Genomic DNA, 19,662 nt, shown 5'->3' with positions numbered 1-19,662 from the left:
GACGAATTGTTACAGGATCATATATGAAAAAGTCTTTAGCGCTGTTCACCCTGCTGGCAGCTTCGGTTTCCGGTTTTGCCCATGCGGATGATGCCGCCATTAAACAGTCTCTGACGAAACTCGGCGTCGCCAGCAGCGAGATCCAGCCAGCGCCGGTGGCTGGCATGAAAACGGTGCTGACCAACAGCGGCGTGCTGTACGTGACCGAAGACGGAAAGCACATCATTCAGGGGCCAATGTACGACGTGAGCGGTGCGCAGCCGGTGAACGTCACCAACCAGCTACTGATGAAAAACCTGAATGCGCTCGAAAAAGAGATGATTGTCTACAAAGCGGCGCAGGAAAAGCACGTCATTACCGTCTTCACCGACATCACCTGCGGCTACTGCCACAAGCTGCATGAAGAGATGAAAGACTACAACGCGCTGGGCATTACCGTGCGTTACCTGGCCTTCCCACGCGCTGGCGTGCAGAGTCAGCCTGAGCAGGATATGAAAGCGATCTGGTGTGCGAAAGACCGCAACAAGGCCTTTGATGACGCGATGAACGGTAAAGGCGTGAAGCCCGCCTCCTGCGATATCGACATCGCTAACCACTACGCGCTGGGCGTACAGTTTGGCGTGAGCGGTACGCCAGCCATTGTGCTGAGCAACGGCTATGTGGTGCCGGGCTACCAGGGGCCAAAAGAGATGAAAGCGTTCCTCGACGAACACCAGAAACAGACGGGTGGTAAATAATTCGCGTGAAAGCCCCGATAAAACTGCGCCGCCGCGATGCGGTTGAAACCGCGGATTTACCAGATACGCTTCCGCTGCTGTTAAAGCGGTTGTACGCCAGCCGTGGCGTGCGTACGGCAAGCGATCTTGAGCGCAGCGTTAAAGGCATGCTGCCCTGGCAAGCGCTGAGTGGCATCGAAAAAGCGACTGAAATGCTCTACGACGCGTTCCGTGACGGGACGCGGATTGTCGTGGTGGGCGATTTCGATGCCGACGGCGCAACCAGTACCGCGCTGAGCGTACTCAGCCTGCGTGCGCTGGGCTGCGATAACGTGGCTTACCTGGTGCCGAACCGGTTTGAAGACGGCTACGGCCTCAGCCCGGAAGTGGTCGATCAGGCCCATGCCCGTGGTGCACAGATGATCATGACCGTGGATAACGGGATCTCTTCTCATGCGGGGGTCGATCATGCCCATGCGCTGGGGATCCCGGTACTGGTCACCGATCACCACCTGCCAGGAGAAACCCTGCCAGACGCCGAAGCCATCATTAACCCGAACCTGCGCGACTGCGATTTCCCGTCGAAATCGCTGGCCGGAGTAGGGGTGGCGTTTTATCTGATGCTGGCGTTACGCACGTTGCTGCGTGATAAGGGCTGGTTCGAATCGCGCGGGATTGCCGTGCCGAATCTTGCGGAGTATCTCGATCTGGTGGCGCTGGGAACCGTGGCGGACGTGGTGCCGCTCGATACCAATAACCGTATTCTCACCTGGCAGGGCTTGAGCCGCATTCGGGCGGGCAAATGCCGTCCGGGGATCAAGGCGCTGCTGGAAATTGCCAACCGCGATCCGCTGAAGCTTGCGGCAAGCGATTTGGGTTTTGCCCTCGGCCCGCGCCTGAACGCGGCGGGGCGGCTGGACGATATGTCGGTTGGCGTTGCGCTGCTCCTGTGCGACAACATCGGCGAAGCGCGCGTGCTGGCCAGTGAGCTGGACGCACTCAACCAGACCCGTAAAGAGATTGAGCAGGGGATGCAGGCCGAAGCGCTGACCCTGTGCGAAAAACTGGAGCGCAGCGGCGATAACCTGCCGGGTGGGCTGGCGATGTATCACCCCGAATGGCACCAGGGCGTGGTGGGCATTCTGGCGTCGCGCATTAAAGAGCGTTTCCACCGCCCGGTGATCGCGTTCGCCCCCGCCGGGGACGGCACGCTGAAAGGCTCCGGTCGTTCCATTCAGGGGCTGCATATGCGCGATGCGCTGGAGCGTCTCGACACGCTTCATCCGAACCTGATGATTAAGTTCGGCGGCCACGCGATGGCGGCAGGCCTGTCGCTGGAAGAGGCGAAGTTCGACGAGTTCCAGCGTCTGTTTGGCGAACTGGTCACCGAGTGGATCGATCCGTCTCTGTTGCAGGGTGAAGTGGTTTCTGACGGCGAGCTTTCTCCGGCTGAAATGACCATGGAGGTGGCGCAGATGCTGCGCGATGCTGGCCCGTGGGGGCAGATGTTCCCGGAGCCGCTTTTCGACGGACGTTTTCGTTTGCTGCAACAGCGCATCGTGGGCGAACGCCATCTCAAAGTGATGGTGGAACCGGTCGGCGGCGGGCCGCTGCTCGACGGCATCGCCTTTAACGTTGATACCTCCATCTGGCCGGACAACGGCGTGCGCGAGGTTGAGCTGGCCTATAAGCTGGATATTAACGAGTTCCGCGGTAACCGCACCCTTCAGATCATCATCGACAATATCTGGCCAATTTAGCGTCAGTAATCTCTATAAAAAAGGGCGTGGATTCGGTACAATCCCGCTCTTATCACCGCATTTTGACAAGCTCATAAAAGAAAACAGACCATGTTTGAAATTAATCCGGTAAAAAACCGCATTCAGGACCTCACGGAGCGCTCTGACGTTCTTAGGGGGTATCTTTGACTACGATGCCAAGAAAGAGCGTCTCGAAGAAGTAAACGCCGAGCTGGAACAGCCGGACGTCTGGAACGAACCTGAACGCGCGCAGGCGCTGGGTAAAGAACGTTCCTCCCTCGAAGCCATCGTAGATACGCTGGATCAAATGGCGCAGGGTCTGGAAGATGTTTCTGGGCTGCTGGAGCTGGCTGTCGAAGCCGACGACGAAGAAACCTTTAACGAAGCCGTGGCAGAGCTCGACGTGCTGGAAGAGAAGCTGGCGCAGCTGGAATTCCGTCGCATGTTCTCCGGCGAATACGATAGCGCTGACTGCTATCTCGATATTCAGGCAGGCTCTGGCGGTACCGAAGCGCAGGACTGGGCCAGCATGCTGATGCGTATGTATCTGCGCTGGGCAGAAGCGCGCGGTTTCAAAACCGAGATTATCGAAGAGTCCGAAGGTGAAGTGGCGGGTATTAAATCCGTCACCATCAAGATTATTGGCGATTACGCCTACGGCTGGCTGCGTACTGAAACCGGCGTTCACCGCCTGGTGCGTAAGAGCCCGTTCGATTCCGGTGGCCGTCGCCACACCTCCTTCAGCTCCGCGTTTGTCTACCCGGAAGTGGATGAGGATATCGATATCGACATCAACCCGGCGGACCTGCGTATCGACGTTTACCGCGCATCCGGCGCGGGCGGTCAGCACGTTAACCGTACGGAATCTGCGGTGCGTATTACCCACATTCCAACCGGGCTGGTAACACAGTGCCAGAACGATCGTTCCCAGCATAAGAACAAAGACCAGGCCATGAAGCAGATGAAAGCGAAGCTTTATGAGCTGGAGATGCAGAAGAAAAATGCTGAGAAGCAGGCGATGGAAGACAACAAGTCCGACATCGGCTGGGGCAGCCAGATCCGTTCTTACGTCCTTGATGACTCCCGCATCAAAGACCTGCGTACCGGGGTTGAAACCCGTAACACGCAGGCGGTGCTGGACGGCAGCCTGGATCAATTTATCGAAGCAAGTTTGAAAGCAGGGTTATGAGGAACCAACATGTCTGAACAACAATCACAGGGCGCTGACGCGGTAGTCGATCTTAACAACGAACTGAAAACCCGCCGCGAGAAGCTGGCAGCGCTGCGCGAGCAGGGCGTGCCGTTCCCGAACGATTTTCGTCGTGACCACACCTCAGACCAACTGCACGCAGACTTCGACGGTAAAGAGAACGAAGAGCTTGAAGCGCTGAACGTTGAAGTGTCCGTGGCGGGCCGCATGATGACCCGTCGTATCATGGGTAAAGCCTCCTTCGTGACCTTACAGGACGTTGGCGGCCGCATTCAGCTGTATGTCTCTCGTGACGACCTGCCGGAAGGCATCTATAACGAGCAGTTCAAGAAGTGGGACCTGGGCGACATCCTGGGCGCTAAAGGTAAACTGTTCAAAACCAAGACCGGTGAACTGTCTATCCACTGCACCGAGCTGCGTCTGCTGACCAAAGCCCTGCGCCCGCTGCCGGACAAGTTCCACGGTTTGCAGGATCAGGAAGCGCGCTATCGTCAGCGCTACCTGGATCTCATCTCTAATGATGAATCCCGTAAGACCTTCAAAATTCGCTCCCAGATCATGGCCGGTATTCGCCAGTTCATGGTTAACCGCGACTTTATGGAAGTAGAAACCCCGATGATGCAGGTGATCCCAGGCGGTGCCTCTGCCCGTCCGTTCATCACCCATCACAACGCCCTGGACCTGGACATGTACCTGCGTATCGCGCCGGAACTGTACCTGAAGCGTCTGGTGGTCGGTGGTTTCGACCGCGTGTTCGAGATCAACCGTAACTTCCGTAACGAAGGCATCTCCGTACGTCATAACCCAGAGTTCACCATGATGGAACTTTATATGGCGTATGCGGATTACAAAGATCTGATCGAGCTGACCGAATCCCTGTTCCGTACCCTGGCGCAGGATATTCTGGGCACCACGCAGGTCCCTTACGGTGAAGAAGTGTTCGACTTCGGCAAGCCGTTCGAAAAACTGACCATGCGCGAAGCGATCAAGAAATACCGTCCGGAAACCAATATGGCGGATCTGGATAACTTCGACTCTGCGAAAGCGATCGCTGAAAGCATCGGTATTAAGGTTGAGAAGAGCTGGGGTCTGGGCCGTATCGTGACCGAGATCTTCGAAGAAGTGGCCGAAGCGCACCTGATTCAGCCGACCTTCATCACCGAATACCCGGCGGAAGTGTCTCCGCTGGCGCGTCGTAATGACGAGAACCCGGAAATCACTGACCGCTTCGAATTCTTCATCGGTGGCCGCGAAATCGGTAACGGCTTTAGCGAGCTGAACGATGCAGAAGATCAGGCGCAGCGTTTCCAGGATCAGGTTAACGCGAAAGCGGCAGGCGACGATGAAGCGATGTTCTTCGACGAAGACTACGTAACCGCGCTGGAACACGGCCTGCCGCCGACGGCTGGCCTGGGTATTGGTATCGACCGTATGGTGATGCTGTTCACCAACAGCCACACCATCCGCGACGTGATCCTGTTCCCGGCGATGCGTCCGGTGAAATAAGCCGTTAAGACGTAAAAAAAGCCCCGTGCGTTTATCGCCGGGGCTTTTTTATTGCGCCGCAAAAGCGCTGAGTTTTTCGCGCGCAGTGTTCGCTTCCTGCACCATCCAGGGACTAAATGCCCACGGTGTGGCGTCCAGCGCGCGGAAGAGCGCGTCCAGCTCCACCCACTGATACTCCATCACTTCGTCGCTATTGATTGCGAGGGTATTCGTTACGCGGGCGGCATAGACCGGGCAGATCTCGTTTTCAACGATCCCTGAAGGGTCGGCTTCACGGTAGCGGAACGCCGGGGCAACGGGGGTGATGTCGGTGATTTCGGCGCCGACTTCAAAGCGGCAGCGGCGTATAATCGCCTGCTCTGTCGCTTCGTCGGCCTGTGGATGTCCGCAAACGGAGTTGGTCCACACGCCGGGCCAGGCTTTTTTACTTAAGGCGCGCCGGGTAATCAGACATTCTCCGTTAGCGTTAAACAGCCATGAAGAGAAGGCCAGGTGTAGCGGGGTGTGTGACGTGTGCGCGGCGTACTTCTCCTGAGTGCCAATCACCTTTCCCTGGTCATTTACCAAAATAACGTGTTCTTGAATACTCATTGATGCTCCAGTGCCATAATGCTTAATGGTTCAGCACCATCAGCGGAATTATTATACTGCATTCTTATGCGAACGGTTTGGCCCACAGAGCGGAAAAGGGCATGACCCGCATCAGTTTGGGCTGCTATCATAGTGCGCCATTCACGCTGACCGAGGAGCTGTTTTGTTTGCAGGAAGCCTGACGAGAAACCCGATCATTGCCATTTTCTGCCTGACGCTGACGCTACTTATAGCAGGATGCTCGGGGAGTAAATCTTCGGATATGGGCAGTTATTCCGGTGCCGTCTATACCGTTAAGCGCGGGGACACGCTCTACCGCATCTCACGTGCCACGGGGACCAGCGTGAAGGAGCTGGCGCGCCTGAATAATATCTCTCCACCGTATACCATTGAGATAGGGCAAAAGCTCAAGGTTAACGGCGGTTCCTCCTCAGGGAAAAAGTCCTCAACGCGTAAAACAGCCAAAGTGACGCCATCCTATCAGGTGCCTAAATCATCCTGGCCGCCGGTCGGTCAGCGCTGCTGGATCTGGCCTGCAAGCGGAAAAGTGGTTGCGCCCTACTCGCTCTCGGAAGGGGGCAATAAAGGAATTGATATCGCTGCCGCACGCGGCACGCCGGTTTACGCTTCAGGGGCCGGAAAGGTGGTCTATGTCGGTAACCAGCTTCGTGGATACGGTAACCTGATCATGATTAAGCATGGTGAGGACTACATTACGGCATATGCGCATAACGACACGATGTTGGTGAATAATGGCCAGAACGTGAAGGCGGGGCAGAAGATTGCGACCATGGGCAGTACCGGGACGGATACGGTGAAGCTGCATTTCCAGATTCGCTATAAGGCCACTGCCATCGATCCGCAGCGTTATCTTCCGGCGCAGGGCAGTAAACCGAAGTGCTAAGTGATTATTTAATCGCCACTTAGTGGGGTAAAGGCTTGTATGAAGAGGCGTAAGGTCTATAATGCCTTACGCACCTCAAAGCGGGCGTAGTTCAATGGTAGAACGAGAGCTTCCCAAGCTCTATACGAGGGTTCGATTCCCTTCGCCCGCTCCAGTCTCCTCATAAATCAAGAAGTTATATTTCATCAGTTAGTTACGTTGCTCTGCTTTAGCAGGTACAACTAAAACTACCCACTGTTCTATACCCGTACCTGTCGCGTGATAGGTCTGTGGTACAAGGGAACATATCATCCACGCTGGCGGTGGTTCCAGGTTCTTACCGCGATAGTACAACAACGAACAAAAAGCCGCATACCTGGCATAACTCCCGAACAGATTGAACACACGCATTTAAGCCCGATGTGTGGCCCTATGAGCCACGTAAACAGGTGAATAGTGGTAATGCCCCGGTAGCTACAGATCCGGCTCTGCCAGCGCTTTGCTCACGCTCCGAAAGGTACACGAGCACCCTGATAAGGTGTGATACCCCTGACAATCTGATTTGGTCACTGGTGACTTTCGCAAAGCGAAACCAACTAGGTTGGCCTGTTGCAGTCGCTATGCTCCGCTTGTTGCTTCTACCACTAACGGGGCTTTATGGCTTCTATTGTCTGAAAGCTGATACATTGCACAAACATCATGTGGATTACTGTAAAGTTCATCACTATGATTATGTGTGCCATTGCCAGTTAAGAAATGCGGAGAGGACAATATGGATGTTACTGATGAGGCTTTGTTGAGTTCTGGCTTTACACCATCGGATTTGAAGAAGATAAAGAACAACGTTGAAAGCTATGGTGGAACGTTGGGGAATGCAATCAGGGACCTGGCTAGGCGATTTATTCTTGCCGTGTGGGTTGTATCCGGTTGCCTTGCTGTATTCATTTTTCTTGTGATGTTCGCATCTGAGCAGAGTGTTTTCTCTGGTGCTATTGGCCTTTCTTGTGGCGCAGCGGTTGCAATTTTTATACAACCGCCTGTACTTGCTTATAAATCTTGGCGATTCTGTAGAGCGAACAAATCTTAATTAGTACTGTTATCAGTAGCCAGAAGATCAAAAATGACTTTCGCTTTGACACCATATCCAGCGATTTTCATCGTTAGCTTAGGCTTGCTCATTGTGTCAACTTTTCGGTAGTAATCACGCGGCAGCCAACGGAATAATCGCCAAGCTCCGGGTTTCCTTGCTAAGCCGAAGATACTATAGACACTCGCCCCTAGAGTCACCGTATTATAAAGAGCTAATCCACTTTTTGGGCTAAACCCCATAAATTGCGCGGTCTCCATTGCGCCATCAGCAAAAATTCCTTCCGATTTGGATTGTTCACCATAGCGAAGATGGCTTGCTTCTTTTGTTATACCGTTAATACCATCAACAAATAAAACTGCTCCTGCAAGAACTCCAACAGGGGTCATAGTGGACATCATAACCATCCCACCAAATAATGCTGCTCCAGATACCACTATATGGATTGCCGAAATCACGTATCCGACGATTTTATTGTTTTCCCTGACAAATTCGACCTCCGCGTAAAGCTGTGCGGCTCTGGTTCTTAACAGGCGTTCTTGTTCGTGTAGATTATCCGTTTCGGCACGCAGATTTTTGATGCATGCAATGCATTCTTCATCGGTTTTGGCCCGTCGTGCAGTTTCAAATTCTTTATCTACAACCTGTTTTATCTCTTCGACAAACTTGATACGTGTAAGACCATCTTGCAAATAGAATGCTGACAGCCGGTTTGCTGTTTCGACTAGTTTCCGGGCCTCCAGATTCACCATGGTATCTGACCATGTTCTGTTCCAGCCCCTGTTAAGCAACGCAATATCCATTAAAGACTCCTTTCCAAAATGTGTCTGGTCATTTTACGTGCAATAAGGTCGAAGACAACAGGAAATACTTTCACAACCCGCCCCCGTAGGTGTCCCGTCTCTTTATCCTCCCAGTTTACATCCTCCTGCTTAAAATATCCCCGGCTCTATTATAGATCCGCTGAGTGGATCGATTAGCCGCCTAATAATTTCACTGAATCTGCATGAAATATCCTGGTGTTATCACTGCGTTACACTACTTTGCTTGCGTTGCAATTTGCCTCGCTTTATTACAACAGGCGAAACGCTGTCTTCCTGTGCCTTTGCCGTAACACTGCTGACTTGCTGGCAATGGTTGAGCGGTTAACAGAACGGGGTGTAGTTGTTCAGTTCCACAAAGAGGATTTTAAGACCGGGAAGAACTCTCCAGCAGGTAATATGATGCTGACCGTACTGGCAGCAGTTGCACAGATGGAACGTGAAACGATGCTGGAGCGCCAGCGTGAAGGTTACGAAGCAGCAAAAGCCGCAGGCAGGATCACCGGACGGGGCAAAGGTCGCTCTATTGATCGTGAAGCCATTAAAGCAGAACTCGCAGCAGGTAAAACCATTCGTGCAATCGCAGAAAGCCACAACGTCAGCACCAGAACAGTCATGAACATTAAGGCCGAAGCCTGAACAATTCTAAAACATCCCCACTTTGACCTCGCTCCGGCGGGGTTTTTTATTGCCTGAAATCCACACCAGCGCGAGCACCACCACCAATAGCTCCGTATGCTCCACCAGAAGCTCTACAGCTCGTCATCCCCACACAATTGTAAACTGTCAGACCCATATCACAGCGTCCCGCTGAGAGGCTCTCACAGGCCCAGAAATGGAGGGTTTTTCGTTGTTTTTGTACGAAAATTATTTATCTGTATAGAAGGGCGGATCGGTGATTGTGTTTAGCTGCGCCACAGATGGTAGTTCTGCCTGGGCCGCGCCATTACTGGCTTTGCTGCATGCACCACACTATAACGCCCATAGGTACAGACTTGTGTTTTGTACGTTCAGTGACCACTTCAGCATGATTAACTACGGATTATAGGCTATTTGAGGTGCATTTAATCTATTTTGTTCGCAGGATAGCCAGTGGCAAAGATCATCCACCTAATTTTTACAGAAAACCAGTATAGGATTGCCAATCTTCAGCCAGCGCGGAGAATGGTCGATACTTTCAGATGAAAGCGGGGGGGGATAATCAATACTCGGAGCGGATCAGGTGTCTGGACCGCCTCAGGTGTTGCCGTTGATTGTGCCATTGAAGCATGACGCGGACATATCAAACCATGTCAAAAATTCCGACATAAACCACTGAAGGAAGGTAAGTGGCTTTCCTCTGTCAGAGGGTAGGGAGGTTTTAGCAAAGTTTGTACATGAATCAATACTAAGTGTTAATCAATACAAAGTACTTCTGACTTTCGCAAAGCGAAACCAACCATTGTCGTAATGTCCTTGCATCACCCAAATAATAAGAAAGTGGAGATGGAATCTGCCGAAAAGTTTCGGCTGGATTGCTGTAAAGTTCATCATTATGATTGCTTGCATAATCAGCGATTGGAAAAACACTTTTGGGAGATAAGGGACGAGACGATATGAAAGTGACTGATGAGGCTTTGTTACGTTCAGGGTTTACGCAGCCCGAATTGCAGAAGATAAAAAGCAATATTGAAAAATATGGAGGAACGCCTGGAGAGGCCATAAATGACCTCGCTAGACGATTTGTTACCCTGGCGGGAGTGGTGGCTGTGTGTACCTTTACCCTACTGCTACTTTTCGTCTTCAGCTCACCTGATAGAGCAGCTGCATGGGGGCTGGCGATGATCTTTGGGGTTGCCATTATGTCCTTCGCACAGCCGCCGGTAATTTCCTATAAATCCTGGCGTTATCGAAAAAATACAAAGGATTAACGGGTTCCATTTTCTGCTGTTAACAGGTCGAAAATCACTTTTGCTTTAACGCCATAACCGATAATCTTCATTGTTATCTTAAGAGTGCTTATTGTGCTGACATTGCGATAGTAATCGTGTGAAAACCAGCGGAATAATCTCCAGGCTCCAGTTTTCGATCAAGTCCTACTTGGCTGCTGAATATACCTACAGGCTGGATAAAGAAAAGCTCACTGATTACTCTCTTGAACAGCAAGCCTCTATTTTAGCTGATTACTGGTTACTGCTGGTTTATGGGATTAGTAAGTGGTCTTATTATCAAAGGCCTGGGTGCATGGGGATGTACAGGGGCGTTAAACATGAAGTACAAAATGTTGCTGGGTGTTGTGTTCATCTTAACGGGATGCCCTGGGCCTGGTGATCGAATGGTAGATCGTGAATCTTCAACGGCATTAATCAAAGATAATCAAGTTTGTGTCGTGTCACCACTGGAGCCACAGGAACGGATCACTGCTATCCAAATTAACAGTGATAATAGCGACTCTCTTCACAAGATTTTTGATGACAAGCCCGTGTATGTTCAAAAGGGCGGGTGTCTTCCTGTGTTCGGATTTAAGTTTACACCTGGAGAGCGGTATTACTTCGCGTATGACGTCCAATCTGATAAATCAGGGTCACATTTAGTCACTGCTGTATTTTCTTATCCCAAAGAATAAGGGGCTGAACGCCCCATATTCTTAACGGCGTGTAAACGCCAACCTGAGCCCTAATCCAATGAATGTTACACCAACAATTCTATCCAGTATTTTCTGCAACCTTCTATTTTGCGAAACGGTTCCGGCTGCACTACCTGCAAGTACGGCGAACGTTAAATCAGTCATAAAAGCGATCAATGCGTAGGTCATTCCCAGGAGTAGAAAAGAAGCTGTCTGGTGCTCGCTTCCAGGCGCAACGAATTGAGGGAAAAAGGAGATGAAGAATAACAGTACCTTCGGGTTGGTTAAGGTAGTTATGAAACCTTTAGTAAGTAGACTCGTCAGAGTCGCTTTTGCCGTAACGCGTTCAGCTTCGTTGTGATTCGTGGTTTGCTTTGTCAGCGTTCCCCAAATCATCTTACTACCGAGATACACCAGATAAGCCGCACCGAGAGACTTAATGATGGTGAACATCATCGGAGATGCTGTTATCAACGCGGTTAAACCCACAGCGCTTGCAATTGCATGTGTGCAACTACCTAATGCTACACCAGCGGCAGAGATAATTCCCGCGCGTCTTCCATTAACCACGCTTTGACCTACCACGTAGGCTATATCAGGCCCAGGTGTAACGGAAAGGAGAAATACAGATAGGGCGAAAAGCCCAAAATGAGTTATGTCCAGCATAGCCATCTCCAGAAAAAAATTATGTACCTCCATGCTAACACTGAATTTTTATGCGTAAAGGGTGATTTTATATGCTTTTAGTCTGCTTTTGCTAAACAATGAATCACTCATGGCATAACACGCTAAGTTGCACATTTCCTGTACCCTGGATACCCTGAGATTAATCCTAATAACTCAAGGGTGAGTATGGCTAGCGGGAAGAGAAAGAATCAAAAGGAATCGCCTGAAGAAGAGTTAGAACGCCTGCTGGATGAGCTTGAACTCACACCGGAGCAACGGGAGTTTATCGAATCCATGCGAGAGGATAAGGGCGATCCCAGTAGTGAGTAACGCTTGTCTTAAGCCGAACGAGTACAAACGGCATTGTAAGCAATTCCTCTCCCGGTGCATGCAGAATCACGGTGCCTTTGTTCCGGCTGTCGCTGGAGTGTCATAAATATAATTACGCGCGCGCATAATTTAAAATTAAACCCTCTTTCTTTTTACGTAATCAATCGCCCCTGTTATATCTGTCGGCAAATTTTTTATTTCCCGGATCGCAGATGAAAACACGACTCCTCCTGTGCGCTGGCTTATTAGCTGCCTCCAGTGCCCATGCCAGCGCCCTCTATTTTTATGAAGCTGGCACCGAAGATACCGCGCTTGCCGGAGCAGGGCAGGCGGCTCGTGCGCAGGATGCCTCTACAATTATGACCAACCCGGCTGGCATGACGCGCTTACCGGATCATATTGTCACAGGTGGGTTACAGGTTATGGATGGCTCCATCGACAACCAGCTGGATAACGATGCCCATCAAAGCCCCGGCGATGTGATGAAAACCATCCCGAATGCCAGCGCCTTTTATAGTCAGAAGATAAACGATGATCTTTATGCCGGGGTCGGGCTTTACGGTAATTACGGCCTGGGGATCGACTACGGCAGCTGGGCGGGCGACAGACTGATTAAAAAGAGTACCATGGTAGCCATGACGCTCAGCCCCTCGCTGGCCTATAAGCTTAACGACCATCTTTCGATTGGCGCGTCCGCCAACGTTAACTACGGTTACTTCTCGCTGACTCGCAGCGTTAATGATGATGACTATCGGCGACGCGATGAAGACCTGGCCATGAGCTATCGGCTTGGGCTGCTGATGCAGCTAACTGACCAGACCCGAGCTGGTATTACCTGGAACAGCGAAACGGACTACAGCTTCAATATTGACGGCAACGCGCGTCTTCAGAACGGCACCTACGACCTGCCGGTGTCAGCACAAATCAGCGCGCCGCAGCAAATTATGCTCAGCCTTGTGCATGACATTAACCCGCAGTGGTCGGTTATGGGCGATCTCGGCTGGCAGGACTGGAGCCAGTTCGGCGCGCCGCAAATCGTCGTCGGGGACCAGCAGCTTAACAACGTCAGCCGCCTGAAGGACACGTGGCACGGTGCGGTGGGCGTGCAGTATCGTCCAACGCCTCAGTGGCGACTGAATGCCGGTGTGGCGTTCGATAGCTCGCCGTATGAAAGCCAGAGCGATGTGGCCTTAACCTTACCTACCGGCGATGAGTGGCGATTTGGTACGGGAGCCCAGTATCAAATCACCCCGGCCAGCAATATTGGTATTGCCGTGTCGTATCTTCATATGCAGTCGTCGCATGTGAAATCGCCGGTGGCGTTTGCCGGAAGTTACGACCATCCTTATCTTTGGTTTGCCAGCGTCAACTACAGCTATCAGTTTTGATCGCCTAACCGCTTAAAATATATGGTCTATAATGGCAGATACTGAATGTCAGAAGGTTGTACCATGCATATTTTACCGCCTGTTCGACCCGAAAAATCCATCGAACGACTGACCGCTATCCTTGAGCCGATAGCGGAGAAAGTGCACGTTGTTCCACGTAAGCGACTCACCTGGTTACGGAAGGGGAAACAGCAGATGTACCTCTTTCTGGAAGGGGAGCTGTCCCTGCTGCGGACATCGGATGGACTGGTGGTCGTGACCGTTTACGAGCCGCATTTGTTTGGTATTGCTGAGATGATCCAGCCTACGCAAGGCCATTTTCTCCGTGCGGAAAGGGAGTCGACCATTTTACGTCTCGATGCGGACAAGGCGGCCGAGTTATTCCGTGCCGAGGGCGTCTGGGAGGATGTCGCAGCGCTGCTCTCATACCATACGGCCTATTTGATATTCCGTGATGCGCAGGTACTCCAGCAGCGTACCTATTCCGTTATTCGTAACCACCTTCAGGAAATGATTTTGCTCCCGGAGGAGACGCGTTTGCGTACCACGATACTGGAATATATTCAGGATCGTACGCTGCTTTCTCGCAGTAGTATACTCAATGTATTATCCGCCCTTAAACAGGGAGAATATATTTCCTTTAAGCGCGGTGGGTATTTGCTTGAAGTCAGACACTTACCTGAATCATTCTAGGGGAAGTTTAAAATTAAACAGAAATGGAATTAACGAGGCTGTTAATTTTCTATATCGTTTGCTTTCTAAGTTTTATCTTTATTAAGTAAACGGTATATTTATGAAAAAGACAGTTCTCGCTTTGATTATGGTTAATGCGTTTACCGCCACTTCCGCGTTCGCCGCCGCTGATGCGGGCACCTGGTATGGCGGAGCGAAATTCGGCTGGTCACACTATTTTGATACCAATATGGGTTCAAAAGCGTTTGATAACAATAATTCCGACCACTTCGATTTTGACCATGATAATGTCGGTGGGGGTGTTTATACGGGTTACCAGATTACCCCATGGCTTGCGGTAGAAGGCGGTTATGATTATTTAGGCAACATGCAGATCAAGGGTCAGCATGGCGCAGGGGCGCAAATGAAGACGCAGGGTCTGCAAATGTCCCTGAAGGCAAGCTATGCCTTGACCAATGACTGGGATATCTACGGCCGTGCCGGTGCGATGGGCTATCGCGCTGAATCCGATGTAAGTGGTCACAATCGTTTTGAAACCGGTGTGCGCCCGCTTGCAGCTGTGGGTACTGAATACGCCTTCAATAAAAACTGGGCTGGCCGCCTGGAATATCAGTGGGTAAGCAATGTGGGTAATGCAAACCAGATCGGTGTGAGCAGCGACCTGAGTTCCGTCACCGCAGGGCTTAGCTATCGCTTTGGTCAGTACGACTGATGCATGTGATATGGCGATTAAGAAAAACCCGGCTGCTATGTTGCCGGGTTTTTTGTTGTCAGCTGGCGAATAACGGTTCAAGCATAATATGAATATTTTGCAGGCCCGTGACATTATTGTCTTTCAGGTATTGCTGATTAACCATATCTAACTGTTCCAGTTTGGTCAGCGAGGCGTAAACGCGTTGAACAGCGCTGTCCGCAACAAAAATTTCTTTTGCGGTAGTGTCCTGAAGATACTGTGATTTTACGCTGCGCGTTAAGTTATCGATCTGCTGTTTATTTTCCTGATAAAGAGACGCGATATGAGATATCTGTGCCTGCGGCGGTTTTTCCCCCGGTAATACCAGCGGAATTTGCAGATGATTAATCTTTTCAACGTTGTCTGGTGGTGGAGAGCTACATGCTGTTAATGTGCTCAGACTTAATATAGCGAAAAAGAACGGCAGGCTCTTCATCGAATCACTCCGGGGAAATAATTGGACTCAGCATTATCCCTGAAGGCCGCAGCGACGAAAGAATAAACTTATTTATTTATAAACGTTATTTCCATAGGTAAAAGAAAAGCCCGGTGATAGCCTCCTTTCCCCCCCATGTACCGCCAGCGTGAATATGACGCCTCGAGGATGTATGAAATTTAAAACTCTCGTTAGTGCGATGGCCGTTGCTGGTCTGCTATTGGCCTCGTTGATCTCATTGCCTGTCCTGGCACAAAAGGAGGTGAAGGAAGCCACTGCCCATACGAAACAAATGAATGATGCACTTTATGGTCAACTGCCCTTCTTTGATAAAACCGATTTCCGCAATGCGCATAAAGGCTTTATTGCCCCGCTGCCACCTGCGGTGATTAAAGGTGAAAAAGGCGCCGTTATCTGGAATCCCCAGAAATACGCTTTTATCAAAGAAGGGCAAAAAGCGCCGGATACCGTCAACCCGAGCCTGTGGCGTCAGGCGCAGCTGAATAATATCGGCGGTCTGTTTGAAGTCACGGAAGGCGTCTACCAGATCCGCAACCTCGATCTGTCGAATATGACAATCATAGAGGGCAAAGAGGGGATCACGGTTATCGATCCGCTGGTGTCTGCGGAAACGGCTAAAGCGGGCATGGATCTTTACGTTAAGCATCGCGGCAAACGTCCGGTTGTTGCCGTTATTTATACCCATAGCCACGTCGATCATTATGGCGGCGTGCGTGGCGTAATTGATGAAGCCGGGGTAATGTCCGGCAAAGTGAAAGTCTATGCGCCAGCCGGTTTTATGGAAGAGGCGGTATCGGAAAATATCATGGCCGGAAACGCCATGAGCCGCCGTGCCAGCTATATCCACGGAAACCTGCTGAAACCCGGTGTGAAGGGGCAGGTGGGGGCAGGACTGGGGACTACCACCTCAGCCGGAACGGTCACGCTCATCGCGCCCACTCACTCTATTACCGAAGAGGAGCAGAAAGAGGTCATTGACGGTCTCACCTATGACTTTATGCTGACGCCGGAATCGGAAGCACCGTCTGAAATGCTCTGGTATGTGGAAGAGAAAAAGCTGATCGAAGCAGCAGAGAACGTCACTCACACCCTGCACAATACCTACTCGCTGCGCGGGGCGAAAATACACGATCCGCTGGCATGGTCAAAGTACATCAATAACGCCATCGATCGTTGGGGTGATAAAGCGGAAATCATTATCGCGCAGCACCACTGGCCCACGTGGGGTAACAAAAAAAGTGGTGAAGCTGATGAAAAGCCAGCGTGATATCTACCGCTATATCAACGACCAGACGCTCAGACTGGCGAATAAGGGGCTGACGAGGGATGAAATAGCCGCTAATTTCGCCCTGCCTTACGGGCTGGCTAAATCCTGGGCAGGCCGTGGCTATTACGGCTCGGTAAGCAACAACGTCAAAGCCACCTATGTCTACTATCTTGGCTGGTTCGACGGCAATCCGGCGACGCTCGATGAACTGCCTCCGGTCGAGGCGGCGAAAAAGTATGTCGATTACATGGGCGGAGCCCGCGCGATCCTTGAAAAAGCCCGTGTCGATTATGCCCGGGGGAATTATCGCTGGGTGGCTCAGGTGGTCAGTAAAGTCGTTTTTGCCGATCCGAATAATAAAGCGGCGCGCGAACTGGAAGCCGATGCGTTTGAACAGCTGGGATACCATGCGGAGTCAGGGCCGTGGCGTAACGCCTACCTCACCGGTGCGCAAGAGTTGCGTAACGGCGTGAAGATAAAGCCGACGCCCAAAACCGCCAGCCCGGATGCGGTCCGTGCCATGTCGACTGAGATGATTTTTGACTACTTCGGCGTTCATCTTAACGGCGTCAGAGCAGCGAATGCCAGAGGCGTTTTTAACGTTGATTTAGGCCGCGAGGGCGGCAGGTATAAGCTGGAGCTGGAGAATGGCGTGCTAAACCACAGTGCCAATATCCAGGCAGAAGATCCGGATGCAACCATTACGCTCAGCCGCGAAACGCTGAACAAAATCATTCTTAAGGAGACCACGCTGAAAAAGGCGCAACAGGCAGGAGAGGTGACGATCGTCGGCAACGCCGCGAAGGTAGACGAAATGCTGCGCTGCATGGAGAGCTTCAGTTTCTGGTTTCCTGTCGTCACCCCTTAAAAGTAAAAAAGGCTGCTTTCGCAGCCTTTTAGCATTCGCCAGCAACAATTTGCCGGGTGGCGGCTTCGCCTTACCCGGCCTACACTCTGCGCTGCTTGAGCGCTAGATGACGCCGTCGCCGCCGTCTGAACACCAGACCTGCCCGGAGGTGTATGAACACTCATCCGAGGCCAGAGTGACATACAGCGGTGCGATCTCCACGGGCTGTCCCGGGCGTCCCAGAGGGGTACTCTCGCCAAAATGTTTCACTTTTTCCTGTGGCTGCCCCCCGCTGGGCTGGAGCACGGTCCAGTAAGGTCCGGGCGCTACCGCGTTCACGCGGATCCCTTTCGGACCCAGCTGTTTCGCCAGCGCTTTGGTAAACACCGCGAGACAGGCTTTGGTCTGCGCATAGTCAAGCAGTACGGCGCTCGGTTTTACCGCCTGTACAGATGAGGTGTTAATGATGGAAGCGGGAGCTTTCATGTGGCGCAACGCCGCCTTTGTGATCCAGAAAGGCGCATAGACGTTGGTTTTAAAGGTCGCGTCAAAATCTTCCGTGGTCAGTTCTTCCAGCGTCTCACGGTATTGCTGGCGGCCTGCGTTATTCACCAGGATGTCCAGCCCGCCCAGTTTTCCGACGGCCTGTTCCACCAGGTTCTGACAAAAAGTTTCGTCCCGCACATCGCCCGGAAGCGCGACGGCATTCCGTCCTTCCGCTTTAATCAGGGCGATCACTTCCGCAGCGTCTTCTTCCTCTTCCGGCAAATAGTTAATGGCGACATCTGCCCCTTCGCGGGCATAGGCAATGGCTACCGCGCGTCCGATGCCGGAATCGCCCCCGGTAATTAGCGCCTTCTTACCGGTAAGCCGGCCATGCCCTTTGTAGCTTGTCTCGCCGTGATCGGGAACAGGGTCCATTTCAGAGGCCAGGCCCGGTGGCGTCTGGGGCTGCTCCGGGAAAGGTGGCGTTGGGTAAGCGTTCGTACGTTGTTCATTATCACTCATAGCTAACTCCTTGTTAGGGGTGAGATTTGATGGATAGTTACAGCGTTAACGCTTCGCTGAATTATTTTTGCAAGTGGCTGACCCGCACTACGGGTGGGGATGATTTTTTATCGAGCGAGCCGCTAATACTGATCATGTTGTCAGGTTCCACGGTTCTGTCGTCAAATACGGCTTTCGGGATAATAACGTCGATTTTCCCGGTTTTATCCTGGAATACGTATTTATCGCCATTGCCATCAATAAGATTGCCGCGCAGTGAAATAGAGGCGCCATCATGCATCTCTTTTGCCTGAGTAATGGTCATAATGCGCGCATCATCGGTACCACGATAACCACTGTCCAGGGCATGCGGCGGTGGCGGCGCTTCACCCTTTTGTAACCCGCCGTTATTATCTGCCCATGCGGAAGGGATAATTAATATTAACAAGGCTGAAATCACTGATAATTTCATCTGATATCCTTCATTTTGGATGTCTTGACTTATTAAGTATTGTTGCTATTCCTTTATGTGGCAAATGTGATAAGTCTTAAAAGCATTTGCGTAGAAAAATCAAAAATTTCGGCAATTAAGCGAAACGGTGACAAAAGCCATGGAACCAAAAAATGAAAAAGTGCCTGGGATAAAAGAGAGTTATCGTTTACTGACGTTTGAGTATGCATTTCGTCAGGTGGGTTTTATTGTACTGTTAGGTATTATCGTGGCCGCGTTAGCCGGCCTGTTTTCCAGCGGTGCGGTTAGCGACGTGGAGAAAACAAACGAAGCAAAATCCCTGAACCTTAGCTATGAGCGCTTCGGCCGCCGCCAGACCGAATCGCGGATGACGCTGACGTTTCCGGTGACGTCTGAGGGTAAATATATTCTCAGCCTGACCAACGAAAGCAGCGACGTATATGAGCCGGGCAGCGTCTGGCCGCAGCCGGACAGCATGTATAGCCGGGGGAATACCCTGTTTCTCGTTTACGACAATCTGAAACAGAGCGATAAGTTCACCGTCCTGCTGTTCATCACGCCGACAAAAGCAGGGAAATGGACAAACAGCATCCGCGTAAACAACGGGCCAGATATCCGCTTCTGGCAGTTTATTTACCCCTAG

General features: G+C 51.6%; 20 protein-coding genes, 1 tRNA gene and 2 pseudogenes. 17 read left to right on the top strand and 6 right to left on the bottom strand.

All coding sequences use genetic code 11. The features are described 5' to 3' along the window. The first annotated feature begins 23 nt into the window (after positions 1–23). From dsbC to lysS, 4 genes are all read left to right on the top strand, one after another. Positions 24–737 (top strand): bifunctional protein-disulfide isomerase/oxidoreductase DsbC, encoded by a 714-nt coding sequence (gene dsbC / locus L2Y28_RS17870; RefSeq protein ID WP_022649304.1) that lies wholly within the window; start codon positions 24–26, stop codon positions 735–737. A 5-nt stretch (positions 738–742) separates the two neighbouring features. Continuing rightward, positions 743–2,476: a single-stranded-DNA-specific exonuclease RecJ gene (gene recJ / locus L2Y28_RS17865; RefSeq protein WP_022649303.1), complete on the top strand. Its 1,734-nt coding sequence runs from the start codon at positions 743–745 to the stop codon at positions 2,474–2,476. Between the two features lie 90 nt (positions 2,477–2,566). Continuing rightward, positions 2,567–3,665 (top strand): peptide chain release factor 2 gene (gene prfB, locus L2Y28_RS17860; protein ID WP_096147815.1). Its coding sequence is split into 2 segments (ribosomal slippage): positions 2,567–2,641 and positions 2,643–3,665, totalling 1,098 coding nucleotides; the frame shifts between segments, so codons are not numbered across the junction. 9 nt (positions 3,666–3,674) lie between these two features. Next, positions 3,675–5,192, top strand: coding sequence for a lysine--tRNA ligase (gene lysS, locus L2Y28_RS17855; protein WP_022649302.1), 1,518 nt, complete (start codon positions 3,675–3,677; stop codon positions 5,190–5,192). 48 nt (positions 5,193–5,240) lie between these two features. On the opposite strand, the gene idi is transcribed toward lysS, so the two are convergent. Next, complete coding sequence (idi, locus tag L2Y28_RS17850) at positions 5,241–5,783, bottom strand: isopentenyl-diphosphate Delta-isomerase (RefSeq protein ID WP_022649301.1); 543 nt, start codon at positions 5,781–5,783, stop codon at positions 5,241–5,243. Positions 5,784–5,946: 163 nt separating this feature from the next. Here idi and actS point away from each other — a divergent pair, with 163 nt between their 5' ends. The 3 genes from actS to L2Y28_RS17835 all read left to right on the top strand — a co-directional run bounded on the left by actS (position 5,947) and on the right by L2Y28_RS17835 (position 7,753). Then, positions 5,947–6,687, top strand: a complete 741-nt coding sequence (gene actS, locus L2Y28_RS17845; RefSeq protein ID WP_022649300.1) for an amidase activator ActS — start codon at positions 5,947–5,949, stop codon at positions 6,685–6,687. Positions 6,688–6,767: 80 nt separating this feature from the next. Continuing rightward, positions 6,768–6,841 (top strand) — tRNA-Gly (locus L2Y28_RS17840). Between the two features lie 597 nt (positions 6,842–7,438). Next, complete coding sequence (locus tag L2Y28_RS17835) at positions 7,439–7,753, top strand: hypothetical protein (RefSeq protein ID WP_015673660.1); 315 nt, start codon at positions 7,439–7,441, stop codon at positions 7,751–7,753. Here the strand turns inward: L2Y28_RS17835 and L2Y28_RS17830 are convergent. Then, positions 7,750–8,556, bottom strand: a complete 807-nt coding sequence (locus L2Y28_RS17830; protein WP_022649283.1) for a DUF4225 domain-containing protein — start codon at positions 8,554–8,556, stop codon at positions 7,750–7,752. The two genes, L2Y28_RS17835 and L2Y28_RS17830, sit on opposite strands and share 4 nt — an antisense overlap. 240 nt (positions 8,557–8,796) lie before the next feature. Between L2Y28_RS17830 and L2Y28_RS17825 the strand changes: the two genes are divergently transcribed. The 4 genes and pseudogenes from L2Y28_RS17825 (at position 8,797) to L2Y28_RS17805 (ending at position 11,179) form a co-directional block, all read left to right on the top strand. Beyond that, positions 8,797–9,213: a recombinase family protein gene (locus L2Y28_RS17825; protein ID WP_223862065.1), complete on the top strand. Its 417-nt coding sequence runs from the start codon at positions 8,797–8,799 to the stop codon at positions 9,211–9,213. Between the two features lie 956 nt (positions 9,214–10,169). Next, positions 10,170–10,484 carry a hypothetical protein gene (locus L2Y28_RS17820; protein WP_022649281.1) on the top strand — a complete coding sequence of 105 codons (315 nt, stop codon included), beginning with the start codon at positions 10,170–10,172 and terminating at the stop codon, positions 10,482–10,484. Positions 10,485–10,656: 172 nt separating this feature from the next. Continuing rightward, positions 10,657–10,884, top strand: a pseudogene (locus tag L2Y28_RS17810) (hypothetical protein); the annotation flags it as partial. Continuing rightward, complete coding sequence (locus L2Y28_RS17805) at positions 10,823–11,179, top strand: putative T6SS immunity periplasmic lipoprotein (protein WP_032622375.1); 357 nt, start codon at positions 10,823–10,825, stop codon at positions 11,177–11,179. The pseudogene L2Y28_RS17810 and the gene L2Y28_RS17805, both read left to right, overlap by 62 nt. Positions 11,180–11,200: 21 nt before the next feature. Here the strand turns inward: L2Y28_RS17805 and L2Y28_RS17800 are convergent, their stop codons facing one another. Then, positions 11,201–11,845: a LysE family translocator gene (locus L2Y28_RS17800; RefSeq protein WP_022649280.1), complete on the bottom strand. Its 645-nt coding sequence runs from the start codon at positions 11,843–11,845 to the stop codon at positions 11,201–11,203. A gap of 186 nt (positions 11,846–12,031) precedes the next feature. On the opposite strand from L2Y28_RS17800, the gene L2Y28_RS17795 reads away from it, so the two are divergent. The 4 genes from L2Y28_RS17795 to L2Y28_RS17780 all read left to right on the top strand — a co-directional run bounded on the left by L2Y28_RS17795 (position 12,032) and on the right by L2Y28_RS17780 (position 14,968). Then, positions 12,032–12,175, top strand: a complete 144-nt coding sequence (locus L2Y28_RS17795) for a hypothetical protein (protein ID WP_022649279.1) — start codon at positions 12,032–12,034, stop codon at positions 12,173–12,175. A 212-nt stretch (positions 12,176–12,387) separates the two neighbouring features. Further along, positions 12,388–13,563, top strand: a complete 1,176-nt coding sequence (locus L2Y28_RS17790) for an OmpP1/FadL family transporter (protein WP_022649278.1) — start codon at positions 12,388–12,390, stop codon at positions 13,561–13,563. Between the two features lie 63 nt (positions 13,564–13,626). Beyond that, the gene (locus tag L2Y28_RS17785) at positions 13,627–14,256 is read left to right on the top strand and encodes a winged helix-turn-helix transcriptional regulator (protein WP_022649277.1); all 630 of its coding nucleotides are present in this window, start codon (positions 13,627–13,629) and stop codon (positions 14,254–14,256) included. Positions 14,257–14,356: 100 nt separating this feature from the next. Beyond that, positions 14,357–14,968, top strand: coding sequence for an outer membrane beta-barrel protein (locus L2Y28_RS17780; protein ID WP_022649276.1), 612 nt, complete (start codon positions 14,357–14,359; stop codon positions 14,966–14,968). A gap of 58 nt (positions 14,969–15,026) precedes the next feature. On the opposite strand, the gene L2Y28_RS17775 is transcribed toward L2Y28_RS17780, so the two are convergent. Next, positions 15,027–15,425, bottom strand: a complete 399-nt coding sequence (locus L2Y28_RS17775; RefSeq protein ID WP_022649275.1) for a hypothetical protein — start codon at positions 15,423–15,425, stop codon at positions 15,027–15,029. A gap of 172 nt (positions 15,426–15,597) precedes the next feature. Here L2Y28_RS17775 and L2Y28_RS17770 point away from each other — a divergent pair. Next, a pseudogene (locus tag L2Y28_RS17770) lies at positions 15,598–17,581 on the top strand (alkyl/aryl-sulfatase). 102 nt (positions 17,582–17,683) lie between these two features. On the opposite strand, the gene L2Y28_RS17765 reads toward L2Y28_RS17770, so the two are convergent. Next, a complete protein-coding gene (locus L2Y28_RS17765) occupies positions 17,684–18,568 on the bottom strand; it encodes an SDR family oxidoreductase (RefSeq protein WP_022649272.1) in 885 nt (294 codons plus the stop codon). A 61-nt stretch (positions 18,569–18,629) separates the two neighbouring features. Next, entirely contained in the window at positions 18,630–19,019 is a 390-nt protein-coding gene (locus L2Y28_RS17760) for a YdeI family stress tolerance OB fold protein (RefSeq protein ID WP_022649271.1), read from the bottom strand. 139 nt (positions 19,020–19,158) lie between these two features. Here L2Y28_RS17760 and L2Y28_RS17755 point away from each other — a divergent pair, with 139 nt between their 5' ends. Then, on the top strand, positions 19,159–19,662 hold the full coding sequence (locus L2Y28_RS17755) for a hypothetical protein (RefSeq protein WP_022649270.1): 504 nt from the start codon (positions 19,159–19,161) through the stop codon (positions 19,660–19,662).

The sequence above is a fragment of the Enterobacter sp. JH25 genome, from assembly GCF_021725435.1.
Classification (GTDB): Bacteria; Pseudomonadota; Gammaproteobacteria; order Enterobacterales; family Enterobacteriaceae; genus Enterobacter; species Enterobacter intestinihominis.
The sequence above is the reverse complement of the archived record's forward strand: the minus strand, read 5'-3'. Positions and strand labels throughout refer to the sequence as shown.

Excerpts from the sequence above, each read along its gene's own strand:
- dsbC (WP_022649304.1), top strand. The coding sequence starts at position 24 with ATGAAAAAGTCTTTAGCGCTGTTCACCCTGCTGGCAGCTTCGGTTTCC.
- L2Y28_RS17830 (WP_022649283.1), bottom strand. The coding sequence starts at position 8,556 with ATGGATATTGCGTTGCTTAACAGGGGCTGGAACAGAACATGGTCAGAT.
- L2Y28_RS17780 (WP_022649276.1), top strand. The coding sequence starts at position 14,357 with ATGAAAAAGACAGTTCTCGCTTTGATTATGGTTAATGCGTTTACCGCC.
- L2Y28_RS17790 (WP_022649278.1), top strand. The coding sequence starts at position 12,388 with ATGAAAACACGACTCCTCCTGTGCGCTGGCTTATTAGCTGCCTCCAGT.
- L2Y28_RS17785 (WP_022649277.1), top strand. The coding sequence starts at position 13,627 with ATGCATATTTTACCGCCTGTTCGACCCGAAAAATCCATCGAACGACTG.
- L2Y28_RS17755 (WP_022649270.1), top strand. The coding sequence starts at position 19,159 with ATGGAACCAAAAAATGAAAAAGTGCCTGGGATAAAAGAGAGTTATCGT.
- L2Y28_RS17800 (WP_022649280.1), bottom strand. The coding sequence starts at position 11,845 with ATGCTGGACATAACTCATTTTGGGCTTTTCGCCCTATCTGTATTTCTC.
- L2Y28_RS17765 (WP_022649272.1), bottom strand. The coding sequence starts at position 18,568 with ATGAGTGATAATGAACAACGTACGAACGCTTACCCAACGCCACCTTTC.
- L2Y28_RS17820 (WP_022649281.1), top strand. The coding sequence starts at position 10,170 with ATGAAAGTGACTGATGAGGCTTTGTTACGTTCAGGGTTTACGCAGCCC.
- L2Y28_RS17760 (WP_022649271.1), bottom strand. The coding sequence starts at position 19,019 with ATGAAATTATCAGTGATTTCAGCCTTGTTAATATTAATTATCCCTTCC.
- L2Y28_RS17795 (WP_022649279.1), top strand. The coding sequence starts at position 12,032 with ATGGCTAGCGGGAAGAGAAAGAATCAAAAGGAATCGCCTGAAGAAGAG.
- lysS (WP_022649302.1), top strand. The coding sequence starts at position 3,675 with ATGTCTGAACAACAATCACAGGGCGCTGACGCGGTAGTCGATCTTAAC.
- L2Y28_RS17805 (WP_032622375.1), top strand. The coding sequence starts at position 10,823 with ATGAAGTACAAAATGTTGCTGGGTGTTGTGTTCATCTTAACGGGATGC.
- L2Y28_RS17775 (WP_022649275.1), bottom strand. The coding sequence starts at position 15,425 with ATGAAGAGCCTGCCGTTCTTTTTCGCTATATTAAGTCTGAGCACATTA.
- L2Y28_RS17835 (WP_015673660.1), top strand. The coding sequence starts at position 7,439 with ATGGATGTTACTGATGAGGCTTTGTTGAGTTCTGGCTTTACACCATCG.
- idi (WP_022649301.1), bottom strand. The coding sequence starts at position 5,783 with ATGAGTATTCAAGAACACGTTATTTTGGTAAATGACCAGGGAAAGGTG.